This window comes from Bacteroides sp. AM41-16 (assembly GCF_003603495.1).
In the GTDB taxonomy this organism is placed as follows: Bacteria; Bacteroidota; Bacteroidia; order Bacteroidales; family Bacteroidaceae; genus Bacteroides; species Bacteroides uniformis.
Genome location: NZ_QTNE01000011.1, coordinates 33,952 through 53,282, shown reverse-complemented (window position 1 = coordinate 53,282; position 19,331 = coordinate 33,952). Strand labels below are relative to the sequence as shown.

The 19,331-nt window shown below is 50.9% G+C and carries 16 protein-coding genes; 4 read left to right on the top strand and 12 right to left on the bottom strand.

All coding sequences use genetic code 11. From position 1 onward, the window contains the following. Positions 1–18: 18 nt before the first annotated feature. The 8 genes from metK to DW896_RS11450 all read right to left on the bottom strand — a co-directional run bounded on the left by metK (position 19) and on the right by DW896_RS11450 (position 7,225). Positions 19–1,311 carry a methionine adenosyltransferase gene (gene metK / locus DW896_RS11485; RefSeq protein ID WP_005825299.1) on the bottom strand — a complete coding sequence of 431 codons (1,293 nt, stop codon included), beginning with the start codon at positions 1,309–1,311 and terminating at the stop codon, positions 19–21. Positions 1,312–1,612: 301 nt separating this feature from the next. After that, entirely contained in the window at positions 1,613–2,089 is a 477-nt protein-coding gene (gene folK, locus DW896_RS11480) for a 2-amino-4-hydroxy-6-hydroxymethyldihydropteridine diphosphokinase (protein WP_005825297.1), read from the bottom strand. Positions 2,090–2,091: 2 nt separating this feature from the next. Further along, a complete protein-coding gene (queA, locus tag DW896_RS11475) occupies positions 2,092–3,150 on the bottom strand; it encodes a tRNA preQ1(34) S-adenosylmethionine ribosyltransferase-isomerase QueA (RefSeq protein ID WP_005825296.1) in 1,059 nt (352 codons plus the stop codon). Between the two features lie 123 nt (positions 3,151–3,273). Beyond that, positions 3,274–3,981, bottom strand: a complete 708-nt coding sequence (truB, locus tag DW896_RS11470; protein WP_005825294.1) for a tRNA pseudouridine(55) synthase TruB — start codon at positions 3,979–3,981, stop codon at positions 3,274–3,276. A gap of 115 nt (positions 3,982–4,096) precedes the next feature. Next, a complete protein-coding gene (locus DW896_RS11465; RefSeq protein ID WP_005825291.1) occupies positions 4,097–4,888 on the bottom strand; it encodes an undecaprenyl-diphosphate phosphatase in 792 nt (263 codons plus the stop codon). Positions 4,889–5,044: 156 nt separating this feature from the next. Then, positions 5,045–5,284 (bottom strand): DUF3098 domain-containing protein, encoded by a 240-nt coding sequence (locus tag DW896_RS11460; RefSeq protein ID WP_005825288.1) that lies wholly within the window; start codon positions 5,282–5,284, stop codon positions 5,045–5,047. A gap of 83 nt (positions 5,285–5,367) precedes the next feature. After that, positions 5,368–6,243, bottom strand: a complete 876-nt coding sequence (locus DW896_RS11455) for an ABC transporter permease (protein WP_005825286.1) — start codon at positions 6,241–6,243, stop codon at positions 5,368–5,370. An 82-nt stretch (positions 6,244–6,325) separates the two neighbouring features. Beyond that, entirely contained in the window at positions 6,326–7,225 is a 900-nt protein-coding gene (locus DW896_RS11450) for a bifunctional 2-polyprenyl-6-hydroxyphenol methylase/3-demethylubiquinol 3-O-methyltransferase UbiG (RefSeq protein ID WP_005825283.1), read from the bottom strand. Between the two features lie 372 nt (positions 7,226–7,597). Between DW896_RS11450 and DW896_RS11445 the strand changes: the two genes are divergently transcribed. Further along, a complete protein-coding gene (locus tag DW896_RS11445) occupies positions 7,598–8,101 on the top strand; it encodes a DUF3836 domain-containing protein (protein WP_005825281.1) in 504 nt (167 codons plus the stop codon). Between the two features lie 102 nt (positions 8,102–8,203). Here the strand turns inward: DW896_RS11445 and miaB are convergent, their stop codons facing one another. Next, a complete protein-coding gene (gene miaB, locus DW896_RS11440; RefSeq protein ID WP_008662310.1) occupies positions 8,204–9,577 on the bottom strand; it encodes a tRNA (N6-isopentenyl adenosine(37)-C2)-methylthiotransferase MiaB in 1,374 nt (457 codons plus the stop codon). Positions 9,578–9,971: 394 nt separating this feature from the next. On the opposite strand from miaB, the gene DW896_RS11435 reads away from it, so the two are divergent. Then, positions 9,972–10,352 (top strand): hypothetical protein, encoded by a 381-nt coding sequence (locus DW896_RS11435; RefSeq protein WP_009037536.1) that lies wholly within the window; start codon positions 9,972–9,974, stop codon positions 10,350–10,352. A gap of 73 nt (positions 10,353–10,425) precedes the next feature. Next, positions 10,426–11,922, top strand: a complete 1,497-nt coding sequence (locus DW896_RS11430) for an acetyl-CoA hydrolase/transferase family protein (RefSeq protein WP_009037535.1) — start codon at positions 10,426–10,428, stop codon at positions 11,920–11,922. Positions 11,923–12,354: 432 nt separating this feature from the next. Here the strand turns inward: DW896_RS11430 and DW896_RS11425 are convergent, their stop codons facing one another. From DW896_RS11425 to DW896_RS11415, 3 genes are read right to left on the bottom strand one after another with little or no spacing between them, the layout of a single operon-like run. Beyond that, positions 12,355–13,761 carry a TolC family protein gene (locus DW896_RS11425; RefSeq protein WP_009037534.1) on the bottom strand — a complete coding sequence of 469 codons (1,407 nt, stop codon included), beginning with the start codon at positions 13,759–13,761 and terminating at the stop codon, positions 12,355–12,357. A 29-nt stretch (positions 13,762–13,790) separates the two neighbouring features. Beyond that, positions 13,791–16,970: an efflux RND transporter permease subunit gene (locus tag DW896_RS11420; protein ID WP_009037533.1), complete on the bottom strand. Its 3,180-nt coding sequence runs from the start codon at positions 16,968–16,970 to the stop codon at positions 13,791–13,793. Positions 16,971–17,007: 37 nt separating this feature from the next. Then, positions 17,008–18,114 carry an efflux RND transporter periplasmic adaptor subunit gene (locus tag DW896_RS11415; RefSeq protein WP_009037532.1) on the bottom strand — a complete coding sequence of 369 codons (1,107 nt, stop codon included), beginning with the start codon at positions 18,112–18,114 and terminating at the stop codon, positions 17,008–17,010. Between the two features lie 222 nt (positions 18,115–18,336). Here DW896_RS11415 and DW896_RS11405 point away from each other — a divergent pair, with 222 nt between their 5' ends. Further along, the gene (locus DW896_RS11405) at positions 18,337–19,248 is read left to right on the top strand and encodes an AraC family transcriptional regulator (protein ID WP_005825269.1); all 912 of its coding nucleotides are present in this window, start codon (positions 18,337–18,339) and stop codon (positions 19,246–19,248) included. Positions 19,249–19,331 lie beyond the last annotated feature (83 nt).

The window sequence follows — 19,331 nt, the reverse complement described above, 5'->3', positions numbered from 1 at the left end:
GCCGTAAAGCTATGCTGATTATAAACCGAATGCGGCTTTCACCTTGTCCACATAATCCAGCTTCTCCCAGGTGAAGAGTTCCACTTCAATGTCCTTGTTGCCTTCGTAGCGGCTCTTGAAATGCTTGACGATGGTCTGCGGCTCGCGGCCCATGTGTCCGTAGGCGGCAGTCTCCTGATAGATGGGGTTGCGCAGTTTCAGGCGGTCTTCTATTGCCTTGGGGCGAAGGTCGAACAGCTCGTCAATCTTACGGGCAATCTCACCGTCGCTCATATTGACGTGGCTGCGGCCATAAGTATCTACGAAAATATTGATGGGGCGTGCCACACCGATGGCGTAACTTACCTGCACCAGCATTTCGTCGGCAACGCCGGCAGCTACCAGATTCTTGGCAATGTGGCGGGCTGCATAAGCTGCGCTGCGGTCTACCTTAGAGGGGTCCTTTCCGGAGAAAGCGCCGCCGCCATGGGCACCCTTGCCGCCGTAGGTATCTACGATAATCTTGCGTCCCGTCAGCCCGGTGTCACCGTGAGGACCACCGATTACGAACTTGCCCGTGGGGTTGACGTGGTATGTGATACGGTCGTTGAACAGTGCCAGCACCTTTTCATGATGGATGGAAGCAATGACACGCGGCATCAGAATCTCGATTACATCCCGGCGGATTTGGGCGAGCATTTCCTCGTCGGCCTTCAGCTGGGCGGCATCGCTGTCGTCGGCAGGCTGTACGAAGTCGTCGTGCTGGGTGGAAACTACGATGGTATCGATGCGTACGGGTGTGCCGTTGTCATCATATTCGATGGTCACCTGGCTCTTGGCGTCGGGACGGAGGTAGGTCATCACCTTGCCTTCGCGACGGACATCTGCCAGCACTTGCAGGATGCGGTGTGCAAGGTCCAGTGAAAGCGGCATGTAATTCTCCGTTTCGTTGGTGGCGTAGCCGAACATCATCCCCTGGTCTCCGGCACCTTGTTCCATGGGGTCCTGTCGCTCCACGCCGCGGTTGATGTCGGGGCTCTGCTCGTGGATGGCGCTCAGCACGCCGCACGAATTGCTCTCGAACATATACTCGCCTTTGGTATAGCCGATTTTCTTGATTACTTCGCGTGCGATGAGAGGCATGTCAACGTACGCTTTGGTTTTCACTTCTCCAGCCAGCACTACCTGACCGGTAGTAACCAGAGTTTCGCAAGCTACTTTCGAACTGGGGTCGTAGGCCAACAGTTTGTCAAGCACAGCGTCCGATATTTGATCGGCCACTTTGTCGGGGTGTCCTTCAGACACCGATTCGGATGTGAATAAATATCCCATTTCAGTTGAGAATTGATAGTTGATAATTGATAATTCAACGAATGGCGGAAGGAGGTGTGTGGAGTAGATGCATCCGGCACACAAACGTGCCGTCAGAAAAGGATGTGTTTTAGCATTTTTTTCTGTGGTTGCAAGCTACTCAAATCTCTCCACATATCGTTTTTCGGGGGCAAAGATAGTGCAAACCGAACGCAGAACAAAATGAACTTGTTCATTTTTTATGCTGAGGTGCAGCCTATCTTCGCTTTCCGGAGGCAAAGATAAAAAAGAAATCTTGTATCTGCGCTACAGATAGCAGAGATTAACACTGATTTTGCAACAATTCCCCGATTGTCTTTCCCAATACCGGATGCACCACGCCTGAAGCAATCTCCGCCAACGGCTCCATCACGAAACGGCGTTCCTGCATCAGCGGATGAGGAAGTTTCAGTTCGGGAGTATCCAGCAAAACGGGAGTACCGTCATCGGCAAAACAGAGCAACAGGTCGATGTCTATCACACGGTCGCTATACACTGCATTGACAGACTTATGCGTACGCCCCATCTCCCGCTCGATTTCCTGCGTCGTTTGCAACACCTCCAAAGGTGCCAAAGCAGTGTCTACGCAGAGTGCGGCATTCAGAAAAGTATTATCGGAAGAAAAGCCCCACGGGGCAGTAGCATAAAAAGCAGATAGGGAAATCACTTCCCCTATCTGCTTTCTTATCTTTTGGACGGCCATGCGGAGGTTCTGCTCCTTATCGCCGAGATTGGTACCAAGACTGAAATAAACAACCATAATTACCGGTCTGTAATCAGCATCGCATCTCCATACGTACCAAAGCGGTACTCTTCCTTCAATGCCACATTGTATGCCTCCATCACCTGCTCGTAACCGCCGAAAGCGGCAACAATCATCAGCAGGGTACTGAGCGGCATGTGGAAGTTGGATATCATGGCATTGGCCACGGTAAAGTCGTACGGCGGGAAGATGAACTTGTTGGTCCAACCCTCGTATTCCTTCAAATGTCCGTCGGTGCTGACGGTGCTCTCGATGGCACGCATCACGGTGGTACCTACGGCACAGACTTGGCGGTTCAGGTCTTTGGCATGGTTCACAATCCGTACGGCTTCCTCGTTCACAATCATCTGCTCGGAGTCTGTCTTGTGCTTGGTGAGGTCTTCCACATCAATGTCGCGGAAGTTACCCAAGCCGGCATGCAGGGTGATGTAGGCAAAGTCAATACCCTTGATTTCCATACGCTTCATCAGCTCGCGGCTGAAGTGCAGGCTGGCGGTAGGCGCCGTAACAGCTCCTTCGTTGCGTGCAAAAATAGACTGGAAACGTTCGGCATCGTCCGGCTCTACGGGACGGTTGATGATACTGTGGGGCAGCGGCGTTTCGCCCAGCGCATAGAGCGCCTTCTTGAACTCATCGTGCGGACCGTCGTAAAGGAAACGAAGCGTACGCCCACGCGAAGTGGTGTTGTCGATAACCTCAGCCACCATAGAGTCGTCGTCACCGAAGTAGAGCTTATTGCCGATACGTATTTTACGGGCAGGATCCACCAGTACATCCCACAACCGGAGCTCTTCGTTCAACTCACGCAACAAGAACACTTCAATACGCGCACCGGTCTTTTCCTTGTTACCGTACAAGCGGGCAGGGAAAACCTTGGTGTCGTTGAAGATAAACACATCTTTGTCATCAAAATAGTCCAGAACATCCTTGAACATCTTGTGCTCAATCTCACCCGTCTTACGGTGCAACACCAACAGACGTGACTCGTCTCTGTACTTCGTGGGGTGCAAAGCTATCTTCTCTTCGGGAAGCTTGAATTTGAATTGCGACAGTTTCATAATTAGTTATAAGTTATGAGTTATTTATTATTTATATCAGTCTGTTTTAGTCATAAGAGGGTATGAGTTATCCGGCAGTATGCTACACTTCATAGCAAATAACTTATAACCCATAACTTATAACTAAATATCTATCTCCTGCGCCTCTATCCACTCTTTGAAATCGAGGGGATTGAGGCAGTCTGCCAGCCGGACGTCGCCTACGCGGGTACGCTCCAGGGCGGTGAGGTGAGCGCCGCTCTGCAGGGCTTCGCCGATGTCACGTGCCAGGGCGCGGATATAGGTTCCTTTGCTGCATACTACGCGTACCTTTATCCACGGTTCGGCAATATCCAGCCCGTCGTCCAGCAGCTCTATCTCGTCGATGACGAGCAACTTGGGTTTCAGCTCTACCTCCTCTCCCTTGCGGGCAAGGTCGTAGGCACGTTTCCCGTTCACCATACATGCCGAGAAGGCGGGAGGCACTTGCTGTATCTCGCCGATGAACTTCTTCAGCGTCTCCTCCACCAGTCCGCGGGTGATGTGCTCCGTGGGATAGGTGGCATCTATCTCATGTTCCAGGTCGTAAGAGGGAGTGGTGGCACCCAACCGGATGGTGGCAACGTACTCCTTCGTGTGATACTGGAATTCCTCAATCCGTTTCGTGGCCTTGCCCGTACAGACTATCATCACCCCCGTAGCAAGCGGGTCGAGGGTACCGGCATGGCCTACTTTCAACTTCTTCTCCTTTATCCGCCGGCAGATGTGGTAACGCGCATGTCCCACAACCTTGAACGATGTCCATCCCAGCGGTTTATTGAAATAGAGGACTTCTCCTTCTTTAAAATTCATTGGCCTCTCCCCTAACCCCTCCCCGGTAGGGAGGGGGATAAAATGGTACAACTTAATATTTTTCTCTTATTGATTTCCGGAGTAATCAGTCTTTCCCCCACACAAGGAGGGGACTTTAGCTTAATATGAGCGTTATGACACCGGCTATCGCGCAATAGATGGCAAAATAAATCAGCTTGCCCTTCTTCACAATATTTATCATCCACTTGCAGGCCAGGCAGCCCGAAACAAAAGCAGCCAGGAAACCTACCACCAGCGAAAGCGTCGGAATATCCCCTGCAACCGCCTCACCTTTCATCATCTTCATTCCATCCAGCAGTGCCTCGCCCAGGATGGGAGGCATCACCATCAGGAAAGAGAACTGTGCCAGCTTCGCCTTGTTGTCGCCCAGCAACAGACCGGTTGCAATGGTACTGCCCGAACGGGAAAGCCCCGGAAGCACCGCGCATGCTTGTGCCAGACCGATGATAAAGGCATCCTTCATGCTGATGTTCTCCTTCTGCTTCGGCTTATAATAATAGGAGAAAGACAGCAGCAGAGCTGTCAGCAGCAGGCAGCAGCCCACAACGACCAGTCCCGAACCGAAAATGGCCTCTACTTCGTCCTTGAAAAATACCCCCACAATGCCGATAGGTATCATGGATACCAGTATATTGATGACGTAACGTGTCTCCTCGTTCATCTGCCACTTGAACAGTCCCTTGAAAATCCAGTCAATCTCTTTCCAGAGTATCACCAGCGTACTGAACACCGTAGCCACATGTACCACTATCGTAAAAGCAAGATTCTCCTCTCCCTCAATACCGAACAATGCCGAACCTATGGCGAGGTGTCCGCTACTGCTCACCGGCAGATATTCGGTCAGTCCTTGAATAAGCCCAAGGATAAGCGCTTCAAACCATTCCAATTTGTTTAAGTTTTTAAGTTCTTGAGTTGCCGGAGGGGCTGTCCGGAAGCTCTGTTACTACTTTCTTTCTGATTATTTTTCAGACGCAGATAACGCAGATGACACGGATTTCTAATATTCCAATCTGCGTCATCTGTGTAATCCGCGTCTGAAAGTTTACTCCTCTGCACGACAGCTTTTAGGCTTGCGCAGCACGGCATATATCATGAACACAAACCCCAGCAGGCAAACTACCGGAGCCACCTTGATGCGTCTCACACTAAAAATGTCCGGCTCAAAGGTCGTCGGGGTAGACGCGGGACCGGTCATCAGAAGAAAACCAATGATAACCACCGCCATTCCGATGCCAAGCAGGATAAAATTGGTCTTATCAAAAGCGAATTTCTCTTTACTCATCTATACATTTACTATTTTACTATTTACAATTTACTATTTGGAGGCTGCGATAACAGTGCTTTCTCTCTATGCACTTCAAGGCGTTAAATATAATACAGTGTGCTTGCCTTCATCCTCAGATATTTGTTGATGGAAAGCAAAGCGCACAGCCACGTAATAAGTACACCGAACACCAGCACGGCACCCGACACCAGCACCATCACCTCGGGCGTAATCACCTTGACCAACTCCGGTTCGTAGGACACCAGCCAATAGGCGGCTCCCCACAGAATGCTGTCGGCTATGAAAGCGGCCAGCACACCTATCCAGAAATTGCGCCGCAGAAACGGACGACGGATGAATGCCCAGCTTGCTCCCACCAGCTTCATGGTGTGGATAAGGAAACGCTTGGAATATATAGCCAGACGGATGGTGTTGTTTATCAGCGCAAAGGAGATAAACGTCAGTATCACAGCCAGCCCCAGCAGCATCAAGCTGATATTCCTTATATTATCGTTCACGGCATCTATCAAGTCTTTCTGGTAGAGCACTTCCTGGATATTGGTATTCTTTTTAATCAGTTTCTCTATTTTGGCGATGCTGTCCGAATTGGCATAGTCGGAATGCAGCTTGATTTCGATGGAGGCAGTGAAAGGATTGTAGCCGAGGAACTCTTGCGGGTCCGTACCCATCGCCTCAGTCTGCTCGCGGAGTGCCTGCTTCTTGGAAATGTATTCCGTCTGCTTCACAAAAGCCTCCTTGTCCAGCCTCTTCTGAAGCTTCAGGATGTCGCTCTCCTTCATGTCGTCACTGACAAGCACGGAGAAACTGATGTTCTCCTTGACGTACACGGAAAGATTATGAGCCGCGAGCACAAAGAATACGACCAGCCCCAACAGCAGTAACACCAGCGTCGTACTGATGCTGGACGTAATGAACTGCATGTCAAAATAGGATACCGAGTTATTCTTTGCTTTCATTATACCAATTATAAGTTACGAGTTACAAGCTACAAGTTATGTAAATCAGTCGCTATTAATCATTAATCCCTAATCCCTTTTCTCACCCTTTCTTCCTGAACACGTAAATCATGGAACTGCTGCGTTCCTTCTTCACCAACGCGCTGAACCAGGCCAGTGTACCGGTCACCATTCCCCGCAGGAAAGTACACGAGTGCCTCATGTGCTTTTCTGTCAGCATGGAGACGTAGAAGGCATCGAACGGCATGGGATGCCGCTCTGCCATGATGAAGCCATGCTTGGAACCGAATTGCTGGATGGTGCCCGGTGTGAAGTGCCACAAATGGCGGGGCACATCGTAGGCAGCCCAGTAAGCCCCGTATTTCTTTGCGTCGAAGGAGGAACAGTTGGGCACAGCTACAATCAGCACCCCCTTTTCAGTCAGCAGGGAGTGCAAGGTTTCCCACGTTTCGTTGAGGGGTTCCAGATGTTCCATGACATGCCATAGGGTGATGACGTCGAAACTGCCCGGTGCAAAATCTTTCAATGCCGTATGGGGTTTCACATCCAGATTGAAGTGTTCTTTGGCAAAGGCACGCGCCTGCGCACTCTTTTCCACAGCTTCCACCTGCCAGCCGCGACGCTGCATGACATCGGCAAAGTAACCGGTCCCCGTACCCAAATCCAGCAGGCTGCCCTCCTTGCGGTGTGCTTCACGGAGCACAAGGCGTGCCTTGCGTCCCAGCATATAGTTGCGCACCCAATGGTACACGGAGTTCATCGCCCCCTTGCGGGTATCGGTATGTGATATGTAATCAGGAGTTTCGTAGTAACGACCGATTTCAGCCTCCACGGGAAAGTCTTGCGTGAAAAGGAAACCGCAATCCCGGCAGCGGCACAAGTGGAACATTTCGCCCGAGGCATAATGGTCTACACATGTCAGGGCACGCTCCAAATGCGTTCCACCACATAACGGACAAGCTTTTATAGTGAGTTTATTCATCGAACGTTCTGCCAATAAGGAAGTGCAGCCCGAATGAAACAGACCACACCATACCTAAATTTGGTGCAAAATAACAAATAAAAAGTGATTTATAGGGTTTCCATTAAGGAGATTTAAGAAAACAAACGCTTGCTCCGGCCAGCTGGCGGAACGAATGACCAACTGTTCGATATTAAGCGGACAACTGTCCGATAATGAACAGTTTTCGAAAGCATCTATTCATTGATTATCAACAACTTAAATCTTTGGCATGGGAATTGACTATAATTAGGCGAAGGCGTTTGAGAAAAAGATTAGTTGGAATGCAACTTTTTAATCGGGAACAACGTCTAAAAGAAACAGAGTAAGTAACAACAATTAAAAATAAAGATTATGAAAACTACAAATTTATTCAAGGCAGTCGCATTCGTAGCAATGACTATCGTAAGCGTTATGAATACAGAAGTGAAAGCTCAGGAAAACAACTTCATCACCAATGAAGAAGTGAAAAACGAATTAGTAGTTGCCAAGACCATCTTTAAGCAAGACGGTGCACAACTTTACCGGCACATCCGTTATGAATACTCTTATGACGACCAGAAACGCCTGACCTGCAAGGAAGCCTCCAAGTGGGACGGTACAAAAGACGAATGGACACCTTACTTTAAGATGACATACCAATATGGCAATGATGAAATCACCATGTCCTACGCACGTTGGAACGAGTCTCACAAGGCTTATGACAAAGACATGAAGAAAAGTGTGTATGAATTGAACGATGAAAACATGCCGGTAGCTTACAAACTCTACAATCAGGACGCGCCAAAGTCCGAATTGACCCTGGTAAGCTACAACAAGACCGACTACGTAGCGAATATTCTGGCCATGGCAGAATAAAATTTAAAGTTTATAATATGAAAAGCACGAGCCTCACGGCTCGTGCTTTTATTCTATATACCGGTGTCATCATACTGATGTCATCGAGACTTTTCTATCCCGTCAGCCGGCTACCTCTTCTCCTTTCAGCGTAGCCGAACTGGATTCGGTAACCTTCACCATCACAAAATCGCCCACACGGTGCGTGCCACGGTCAAACACCACCACACGGTTTTGTTCCGTACGGCCGAACAACTGGTCACGACTACGTTTGGAAACACCTTCCACCAGCACCTCGTACGTCTTGCCCACGCAACGGGCATTCGCCTCGGCAGAGAGACGGTTTTGTAAGGCGATGATTTCATTCAGACGGCGAATCTTCACCTCCTCGGGCACATCGTCCGGCAGGTACTTGGAAGCATGCGTACCGGGGCGTTCGCTGTACTTGAACATAAAGGCGGAATCGTATCCGCACTCCTCCATCAGCGAGAGGGAAAGCTGGTGGTCCTCCTCCGTCTCACTATGGAAACCGGAGAATATATCCGTAGATAAGCCACAATCGGGGATGATGCGGCGGATGGCTGCCACGCGGTCCATATACCACTCGCGGTCGTACTTGCGGTTCATCAGCTTCAGGATGCGGCTGCTCCCACTCTGTACCGGCAGGTGGATGTGCTTACATACGTTGGGCATGTCGGCAATGACCTGGAGAGTTTCGTCGCTCATGTCTTTAGGGTGCGAGGTAGTGAAACGGATACGTACGCCCGGCGCTGCCTCTGCCACGGTGCGCAGCAGCATTGGAAAAGTAATCGTCTCTCCGTCCGGCTTCTCGAAGCGATAAGAATTGACGTTCTGTCCCAGCAGGGTGACTTCCTTATAACCCTTTGCCACGAGGTCGGCCACTTCATTGAGGATGCTTTCCACATCACGGCTACGCTCACGGCCACGGGTGTAGGGAACGATGCAGTAAGTACAGAAATTATTGCACCCACGCATGATGGAGACGAAGCCGGAGATGTGGTTTCCGCAAATGCGCGAGGGGATGACATCCCGATAGGTCTCTGTGGTGGAGAGCTCCACGTTCATTGCTTTCTCACCGGCCTCTACCGAGGCAATCAGTTCGGGCAGAGTAAGGTAGGCATCCGGCCCCACCACCAGGTCCACATGATGGTTGGTGATTAAGTCGTCCTTCACACGCTCTGCCATACAGCCCAGCACACCCACTATCAGGCCGCGTTTCTTCTTCTTGAGCGAGTGGAAGAACTCCAGACGGTTCAGAATCTTCTGCTCCGCATTGTCGCGGATGGAGCAGGTGTTCATAAACACTGCATCGGCTTCCTCCAGGGTGTCGGCCACCGAATATCCCGCCATCTGCATGACGGATGCAATCACTTCACTGTCGGCCACATTCATCTGGCAGCCGTAAGTCTCGATAAACAACTTCTTGTTGTCATCAGCAGTTGCAGATTTAAAGTCTGCTCCCGTTACTTTTTCCATAATCAGTTCGTTTAAAATCAGTTTATATCATAAGTTGGTATCTGTCATCCGGAGCGCAAAGATACTTCTTCCCTCCCAATAAACGGATGAAATGAAAGAAAAATGCCATTACAAGTTGTCAATCTGCGCCTTATCAGCTAATTTATGTTAAGAGAGCAAACATTTTCCGAGTGTTAATTTGGCATAGAGCAAATTAATTCACAAATTTGTGGAATGAAAGAAACATTAGATTTTTTCATAGTTAAGGTTTAGGTTAAAAAAATTAAGGGGAGCTGTGAAGCTGCCCTTTTTTATTACCAATTCCTTGGCTGTAATCAGATTAAATAATTAACTTTGCCCAAAAGCAAAGATAAGAGATAATTGCACTATCTTTGGGTGGAAAATCAAAAAGAATATGGAAGATGTCTTCAAGTTTCTGTTAGTTGCGGCTGTCATAGTAATCGGACTCGTCAAGCAGTTTAAGAAAGAAGCAAATAAAAATGCTGACAAGAGTCCCGACATACCTATGCCCGACGTTGACAACCCACTGCCCGAATACTGGGGCGGAGATACTTACGGAGGCTTTATTCCCGGAGGCCCCAAGCCGGCAGAAAAGCCCAAGCCGGTATCCAAACCGTCTGCCAAATCCAAGCACACTTCCATAAAGGCTTCCCCTCCCTCCCCGGCATCCCGTCCGCAGGAATCCGATGAAGTAACGTCCGAATACGGCATCCACTCGGCAGAAGAAGCGAGGAAAGCCATCATCTGGTCAGAAATACTTCAACGGAAATATTAAAGACAGTCGATAATTGCAGAACCAATTACGAGCCCCTTCAGAATCTTTACACGAAAAAATAACTATTTATATTATGGCACTCAATTACATTTCGGCAGCAGAAGCTGCGAGCCTGATTAAACATGGCTACAACATCGGCTTGAGCGGATTTACTCCCGCAGGAACAGCCAAAGCCGTTACGGCTGAATTAGCAAAAATCGCGGAAGCAGAACATGCAAAAGGAAACCCGTTCCAGATAGGTATCTTCACCGGTGCTTCTACCGGAGATTCCTGCGACGGTATCCTTTCACGCGCCAAAGCTATCCGCTACCGTGCTCCTTACACCACCAACGCCGATTTCCGCAAAGCCGTGAACAATGGCGAAATAGCCTACAACGACATCCATCTCTCACAGATGGCGCAGGAAGTACGCTATGGTTTCATGGGAAAAGTGAATGTTGCTATCATCGAGGCATGTGAAGTTACTCCCGACGGTAAAATCTACCTGACGGCTGCCGGCGGTATCGCTCCGACTGTCTGCCGCCTGGCCGACCAGATTATCGTGGAACTGAATGCCGCCCACAGCAAGAGTGCCATGGGTCTGCACGACGTCTACGAACCCCTCGACCCTCCTTGCCGCCGCGAAATCCCCATCTACAAACCGAGTGACCGTATCGGCCTGCCCTACATCCAGGTAGACCCGAAAAAGATTGTCGGCGTAGTGGAGACTAACTGGCCGGACGAGGCACGTTCGTTTGCCGCCGCCGACCCGCTGACCGACAAAATCGGACAGAACGTGGCCGACTTCCTTGCCGCCGACATGAAACGCGGAATCATTCCGCCTACCTTCCTGCCGCTGCAATCTGGTGTGGGCAACATTGCCAATGCCGTACTGGGTGCTTTGGGACGTGACAAGACCATCCCGCCGTTTGAAATGTACACAGAAGTTATCCAGAACTCCGTTATCGGACTTATCCGCGAAGGCCGCGTGAAATTCGGAAGCGCCTGCTCACTGACCGTAACGAACGACTGCCTGGAAGGCATCTACCAGGATATGGACTTCTTCCGCGACAAGCTGGTGCTCCGTCCGTCGGAAATCTCCAACAGCCCGGAAGTGGTGCGCCGACTCGGTGTTATCTCCATCAACACCGCCATCGAAGCCGACATCTACGGCAACGTGAACTCCACGCACATCGGCGGTACGAAGATGATGAACGGTATCGGTGGAAGCGGTGACTTCACCCGCAATGCCTATATCTCCATCTTCACCTGTCCGTCCGTTGCCAAGGAAGGTAAAATCTCGGCTATCGTGCCGATGGTTTCGCACATGGACCACACGGAGCATGACGTCAACATCATCATCACCGAACAAGGTGTGGCCGACCTCCGCGGCAAGAGTCCGAAAGAACGTGCACAAGCCATCATCGAAAACTGTGTTCATCCGGACTACAAGAACATTCTGTGGGATTACCTGAAACTGACCGACGGCAAGTCACAGACTCCCCATGCCCTGCGCGCCGCACTGGCTATGCACGCTGAGCTGGCCAAAAGTGGAGACATGAAGAATGTAGACTGGGCACAGTATAAATAAACTGCTCCCTAAAAAGGCGGAGAAAAACCGCCCGAAAGATATACCGCGTTGCATGTATATTTCCGGTTTGCTGGATCTATATATGCAACGCGTTGCATATATAGATGGAACACGCTGCATCTATAGTTCCAACAACAAGCTATTTCAGTACCTACTACATCCCTGCATCAATTCCTGGCAAAACCTCCTTCTTACCGGTAAACTCACTATCTTTTGCTTCAGTTTCCTTTTCAGTTTCTTCAATCGATCTCTCACCGAGCCAACACTTATCGTTCGCATTGAGTGAAAAACTGCAATAATTTGTCTAGAGAAATACTTGCCTCCATTTAATCCCTCCTATTCATTGAAAGCGGGCTGCCCCGGAATCACTTCCCAGACAGCCCTTCCTTCACATTTAAAATGAAGATGCAGAGAGAGTAGTATGATGACACTCTATTCCTGACCTCCCCCTAACGCCTTGTAGAGGTTAATCAGGCTTTGTATTTCAGAAAATCGATTTGCCGTCTGTGCCAGTTGTGCGTTGAGCAATGTCTGCCGGGCGGTAAGCACCTCCAGATAGGTGGTGTTGCCATGCTCCATCAGCAGGGAAGTGCTGCGGGCAGCTGTCTGCAAGGAAGCTACCTGCTTGTCCAGCAGTTCGCTTTTGGATAGGCTTGTCTGCCAGGCAGTCAAGGCATCGTTCACCTCGCTGCCTGCATTCAGCAATGTCTGCTGGAAGGCAAGGGAAGCCTCCTCCTGCTGGGCACGGGCTATGCGGTACTGTGCAATGACCTGCCCGCGGGCAAAGAGCGGCTGCGTCAGCGAACCCACTGCCGAAGCCAGGAACTTGCCGGGATTCACAATCATTGAACCGGCAGAATTGGTCCAGCCCGCACTCCCGCCCAGCGTGATGGAGGGATAGAAGGCAGAGCGCGCCGCATTGGTGCCGTAGAACGCCGCTTCCAGTGTCCGCTCAGCCGAACGGACATCAGGACGGCAGGAAAGCATCTGAACAGGAATCCCTATAGAAAAGCCCACGGGGAACTGCTGCTCTGCCAGCACACCGCGCTCGTAATGACGGGGCGTCTCTGCCAGCAACAGCGCAAGGCTGTTCTCCACCTGGTTTATCTGTTCTTCCAAATCGAGCACGGAAGTCTGCACCTGATAGTACGTGGCCTCCATCTGCGACACGGCGGATTCGTTCGCCATGCCCGCATTCATCAGGGCACGGGTGGAAGCAACGGTTTCCCGCCACGTCTCTTCGGTCTGCCTGGAGATGGCAAGCTGCTGGTCCAGCATCAGCAGGGTATAGTAAGTATTGGCTATCCCGGCAATGAGCTGGGTACGCACGGCCTGGCGATAGTCCTGACTCTGCGCATAGAGCGCCTTCGACTGTTTCTTGGCATTGCGCATGCGGCCGAAAATATCCAGCTCCCAACTGGCAGTAACGGGCAGCGAATAGGTCTGTGTGGCCTTGTGGCTGTCAAAGCTGCTCACCGTGCCCTGCGGCGCAAGGGCAAAGGAGGGCAGGAAGGCAAGCTTTGCGGACAGCAGGGTGGCTTCGGCCTCTTCCACGCGAAGCTGTGCCGACTGGTAGTCGGTATTGTTCTGCAACCCTTGTTCGATGAGTGCCTGCAGATGTGGGTCGGTGAAAAGCTCGTGCCAGTCCATGCCGCCCAGGCCAAGGTCCAGGCTGTCTTCGGGAGCCACCGGAGAACCGTCGGTGCTCTCCGTAAAAGTGGCTATTTCTTCCCCGTAGAGGCCGTCGGGGACCTCGGTAGCAGGTTTGTATTTGGTGTACACGCCGCAACTGCTGAACAGCAAACCGGCGGCGGACAATAGGATGATATGTTTCTTCATTGTTCCAATCTGTTTTTATTTTATTTTCCTCAATCTTTCGCCCGTTCTGCCTCACTCTTCTGCTTTTCAAGCAATACCTGCATATCGGCTTCTTCCTCCATTGGCGGACGAACCTTCTCCTGTAAGTACTCGAAGATGATGTAGAACACCGGAACGACGAAAAGCAGCGCTAGCGTTCCGATGAGCATGCCGCCTACTACGCCCGTACCCAGCGAAGAGTTACCGTTGGCGCCCGCACCACTCGAGAACATCAGCGGAAGCATACCGAATATCATCGTCAGCACCGTCATCAGGATAGGACGCAAACGGACCTGGGCGGCCGAATAAGCTGATTCCACAATGCCCATTCCCTTGCGGCGCCGCTCGATGGCATACTCCGTAATCAGGATGGCCGTCTTGGCGAGCAAGCCAATCAGCATAATCACACCCGTCTGCAAATAGATGTTGTTCTCCAATCCCAGAACCTTGGCAAAGAGGAATGAACCCATCAGCCCGAACGGTACGGAGAAGATGACCGCAAACGGTATCAGGAAACTCTCATAAAGACATGCCAGGATGAGATAGATAAGGAAGATACAAATGGCATAAATAAAGACAGTCTGCGCACCACCAGTATTGGCTTCCTCACGTGCCATACCTCCGTACTCGTAACCGTAGCCCAGCGGCAATGTCTGTTCTGCCACTTCCGCAATCACTTTCTGCACTTCACCGGACGAATATCCTTCCGCCGGATTCACATTAGCGGCGATAGCGCTGTACAGATTGAAACGGTTTGCCGTCTCCGGACCGAGCACCTTGTTCAACGTCACGAACTGGCTGACCGGAGCCATCTCCGTACCGTTGCGCACAAACATATTACCCAGTGCCTGTTCGTCCAGACGATATTCGGGCGATGCCTGCATCATGACGCGGTACACCTTGCCAAACTGATTGTAGTTGGAAATATAGGCACCGCCGCAATAGCTGCCCAATGCGTCGAGCACCGCACCCGGCGAGATGCCCGCACGCTTACACTTGGCCGCATCTACATCTACCGATACCTGCGGGAAGTTCATAGCATAAGAGGTATACGCCATAGCCACCTCAGGACGCTGGTTCAACGCACCCAGAAACTGTATCACTGCCTCGTAGAACGTAGCCATGTCACCACCCGTTCTGTCCTGTAGGTTCAGCTCCAGGGAGTTACCCATACCATAGCCCGGAATCATACCCGGCTGGAAGCTGAATATCTGCGCCTCTTTCACGCCGTAGAACTGGGCATTGAGACGGGCCACCACAGCGTCGGACGTGTGTTCGCTCCCCTTCCGCTCGCCCCAGTCCTTCAGACGGATGATGATGGTACCGTAGGAAGTGCCCTGACCGGACATCAGTCCGTATCCTGCCACCTTGGAATAGTGTTCTATCTCGGGAGTGTTTTTCAGGATGTCCTCCAGCTTGCTCATCACCTTCGTAGTTTCTTCCAGCGTGCTTCCCGGAGACGTGCTGACGTTCACCATGATGACACCCTGGTCCTCCTGCGGCACAAGCCCCGTCTTGGTGGTACTCATCAGGTAAACCAGCAATACGACGGTAGCCGCCAATGAAGTCCACACCATCCAGCGGTGGTGGATGAAGAACATCACACCTTTCTTATATTTGCCCAGCACGGCGTTGAACGAGGCATTGTATGCCGCACGCACCCGTCCGTTGATGCTCTTCGCACTCTTCGTACCGTCCGACGGACGCATCATGATGGCACACAAGGCGGGACAAAGCGTCAATGCCGAAATCATGGAGATGCCCACCGCCGTTGCCATCGTGACACCGAACTGCGTATAGAACACGCCCGAAGTACCGCCCATAAACGTCACGGGGATAAATACCGCCATGAACACGCAGGTACAAGAGATGATGGCCATCGTCACATCGCCCATCGCATCCTTCGTGGCAAGGTAAGGGGACTTGTATCCGGCATCGAACTTGGACTGCACCGCCTCCACCACCACGATGGCATCGTCCACCACCGTACCGATGGCAAGCACCAACGCAAACAGCGTCAGGATATTGAGACTGAACCCCGCAGCCACCAGGCAGGCAAACGTGCCGACCAGCGACACGATAATGGAAATGGAGGGTATAAGCGTACTCTTGAAGTCCTGCAGGAAGAAATACACCACCAGAATTACCAGTATAATGGCAATGACCAGTGTCTCCACCACATTGTGTATGGAAGCGAAGAGGAAGTCGTTGGAACTCATCATCGTCACAAATTCCGTCCCTTCGGGCAGGCTCTTCCTCATCTCGTCTATCTGTGCGGTAATCTGCTTGTTGACGGCGGTTGCGTTGGAGCCTGCCGTCTGGAACATCATGAAAAGTACCGCCGGCTTGCTGTCCATCTCACTGCGGAAACCATAGGTCAGCGTACCCAGCTCCACATCCGCCACGTCCTTCAGACGGAGCACGGAACCGTCACTCTGCGAGCGTACCACCGTGTTCTGGAATTCCTCCACACTCTTCAGACGTCCGCGATACTTCATCGTAAACTGGAACACGTTCTTTGAATTCTCGCCCAGCGAACCGGTAGGCGCTTCGATGTTCTGCTCGCCCAATACGGCGGTCACATCCGAAGGAACCAGTCCATACTGCGCCATCCGTTCCGGTTTCAGCCAGATACGCATGCTGTATGTATCGCCCAGCTCCATTACATCACCCACACCTTCGATACGCTTAATCTGCGGAATCACGTTGATATCGAGGTAATTGGCTAGGAAAGTCTGGTCGTAGCGTCCGTCGGTGCTTACCAAAGCACCGATTTGCAGGAAGCTGGTCTGGCGCTTCTGGGTAGTCACACCGATTTTCGTCACTTCGGCAGGCAGCAGTCCCTGCGCCTTGGATACGCGGTTCTGTACGTTCACCGCAGCCATGTCGGGGTCCGTGCCCTGCTTGAAGTAGACCTGTATGGTGGCAGAACCGGCATTGGTGGCGGTAGAGCTGATGTACATCATGTTCTCCACACCGTTGATGCTCTCCTCCAACGGCATGATGACACTGTTCAATACGGCTTCGGCATCTGCACCGGTGTAGTTGGCGCTGACGTACACCGTGGGAGGTGCAATATCAGGATACTGTTCCACCGGCAGCGTAAAGAGCGAGATAAGCCCTATCACCAGAATCAGTACGGATATGGAGATAGCCATCACCGGCCGCTTTATAAATATATTTCCTTTCATCTTAATGGGTCATTGATAGTTGATAAATAGCAGTTCATTATTTCACCTGTGTCCCTTCGCGCAGCAGTCCGGCACCGGTGGAAACAATCTCGTCGCCGACTTCCAGTCCGTCCAGCACTACGTATTCGCGTCCGTCATTTATTCCGGCCACGGTAATCAAGGCAGAAACGGCCTTGCCATCCACTACCTTATATACCACTGTCTTGTCCTGCAACTGCACGGTGGCCTCTTGCGGAATCACAATACAGTTCTTATAAGTGGTAGGCACCACCACCGTGCCCGACGCCCCACTGTGGAGCAGGCGCGATTCATTGGGAAATACCACACGTGCCACTACCGTACCCGTCTGACGGTCAATGACGCCACTGATGGACTCGATGGTTCCTTTCTTGTCATAGACGGAATTGTCGTTCAGTCTCAGTTCCGCTTGAGGCATGTTCTTCAATGCCTCGTCCATGCTTCCGTATTGGCGGGTCAGGGCAAGCAACTGGTTCTCGGTCATGGAAAAGTAAACGTACATGTCGCTGTTGTCACTGACCGTTGTCAGCGGTTGCGGCAAGCTGGGGCTGACCAATGCCCCTGCACGGTAGGGCAATGCCCCCACCACCCCGTCGCTGGGACTCTTCACTTCCGTATAGGAGAGGTTGTTGCGTGCGCTTATCTCCTGGGCCTCGGCCTGCGAGAGTTGCGCCTTGGCGGTAAGGTAGCTGTTTTCGGCAGTCTTCAGGCTGAATTCCGAAACCACTTTCTGCGCATACAATTCCTTGTTGCTGTTATAAGTCAGTTCGGCAGTAGCCAGTGCGGCACGTGCCGCTTCCACATTGGCAACGGCCGTTTTGAGTGCAGCCTTGTAGGGAACCTGGTCGATGATGAAAAGCAGTTGTCCCCGGCGCACCTTCTGCCCCTCGGTCACACACAACTTCTCGATGGTACCCGACACTTGCGGATAAATATCTATGTCCTGCCGTCCGCGTATCGTTGCTGAGTACGAAGTGGAAAGCTCTTTGTCCGTCGCCTCCACTTTCATGGTAGCATAAGAAGGTTTCATTCCGGAAGCATCCGATGCCTGCTTGCAAGATGCCAAACACATTGTACAACCGACAATCCCTATCAGCCGTATCCATTTCCTGTTCAATGTAATCATACTTTTTCTCATTGTCTTTTTGTTAAAACTGGTGGCAAAAGTAGGAGAAAGGAACAACGCCATAATGACCAATTACACTCCAAAGATGTTCCTTTTTCGACATTCATCTTTTTTAAGGCTAATGAATTGTCTATAAATGACATATAGAACAAGAAAGCCGCATAATGGAACATCCCATATTTCCCATTATTCACCAACTTTGCAAAACGAAAAAGGAAGAATATGGAGAAAGGGAACATAAAAATCGTAGAAATCGCGGACTTTAAAAACAGCGAACATGTCCTTGACTATGTAGACAATGACTTTGTCATAATCAACAGTCTGGAGGGAAGCCCCTACAATGAAGATACAATAAGATTGGGATGCTTCCTTATCGCTATCTGTCTAGAAGGCTGCATCCAGTTGGACGTCAACTACAAAACCTACCAACTGGAAGCAGGCGACTTACTGCTCGGCCTTCCCAATACCATTATCAGCCACGCGATGGTAAGCCCAAAGCACAAGATAAGGCTTGCCGCATTCTCCACACAGTTCCTACAACGCGTGGTCAAGATGGAGAAGGATACATGGAATACCGTTATGCATATCCACAACAATCCCATAAAGTCTGTCGGGGAGGAAGGGGACAAGGAAATCTTCAAATTCTACCGGGAACTGCTTATGGCAAAGATAAACGACGAGCCTCATCACTATCACAGGGAAGTGATGCAATACTTGTTTTCTGCCATTTTCTGTGAGATGTTGGGACACCTCAACAAAGAAGTGAACCCTTCAGAAATGACAGTCGATACAAAAGAAAGCATCAAACAGTCCGACTATATCCTGCGTAAGTTTATAGAGATGTTGTCCAAAGACAACGGCATACACCGTTCTGTAGGATATTATGCCGATGCACTATGCTATAGTCCCAAACACTTTTCGAAGGTCATCAAGCAGGCATGCGGACGTACACCGCTGGACTTGATTAACGAAAGTGCCATCGAGCACATCAAGTACCGGCTGAAGCATTCGGACAAGTCCATCAAGGAGATTGCAGAAGAATTTAATTTCCCCAACCAGTCTTTCTTCGGGAAGTATGTGAAGTCTTATCTGGGTATGTCTCCGGCACGCTACCGCAATACGAAAGAGGAATGATTTCCCCTACTCTTGGGGCTCACTCCGTAAAGGTCTGCATTAGGAAGCTAAACCTTAACTTTACGACGCTAAAGGTCAACTTT

Coding starts and splice junctions, on each gene's coding strand:
- metK (WP_005825299.1), bottom strand. CDS start 1,311: ATGGGATATTTATTCACATCCGAATCGGTGTCTGAAGGACACCCCGAC.
- folK (WP_005825297.1), bottom strand. CDS start 2,089: ATGGTTGTTTATTTCAGTCTTGGTACCAATCTCGGCGATAAGGAGCAG.
- queA (WP_005825296.1), bottom strand. CDS start 3,150: ATGAAACTGTCGCAATTCAAATTCAAGCTTCCCGAAGAGAAGATAGCT.
- truB (WP_005825294.1), bottom strand. CDS start 3,981: ATGAATTTTAAAGAAGGAGAAGTCCTCTATTTCAATAAACCGCTGGGA.
- DW896_RS11460 (WP_005825288.1), bottom strand. CDS start 5,284: ATGAGTAAAGAGAAATTCGCTTTTGATAAGACCAATTTTATCCTGCTT.
- DW896_RS11455 (WP_005825286.1), bottom strand. CDS start 6,243: ATGAAAGCAAAGAATAACTCGGTATCCTATTTTGACATGCAGTTCATT.
- DW896_RS11450 (WP_005825283.1), bottom strand. CDS start 7,225: ATGAATAAACTCACTATAAAAGCTTGTCCGTTATGTGGTGGAACGCAT.
- DW896_RS11445 (WP_005825281.1), top strand. CDS start 7,598: ATGAAAACTACAAATTTATTCAAGGCAGTCGCATTCGTAGCAATGACT.
- miaB (WP_008662310.1), bottom strand. CDS start 9,577: ATGGAAAAAGTAACGGGAGCAGACTTTAAATCTGCAACTGCTGATGAC.
- DW896_RS11435 (WP_009037536.1), top strand. CDS start 9,972: ATGGAAGATGTCTTCAAGTTTCTGTTAGTTGCGGCTGTCATAGTAATC.
- DW896_RS11430 (WP_009037535.1), top strand. CDS start 10,426: ATGGCACTCAATTACATTTCGGCAGCAGAAGCTGCGAGCCTGATTAAA.
- DW896_RS11425 (WP_009037534.1), bottom strand. CDS start 13,761: ATGAAGAAACATATCATCCTATTGTCCGCCGCCGGTTTGCTGTTCAGC.
- DW896_RS11420 (WP_009037533.1), bottom strand. CDS start 16,970: ATGAAAGGAAATATATTTATAAAGCGGCCGGTGATGGCTATCTCCATA.
- DW896_RS11415 (WP_009037532.1), bottom strand. CDS start 18,114: ATGATTACATTGAACAGGAAATGGATACGGCTGATAGGGATTGTCGGT.
- DW896_RS11405 (WP_005825269.1), top strand. CDS start 18,337: ATGGAGAAAGGGAACATAAAAATCGTAGAAATCGCGGACTTTAAAAAC.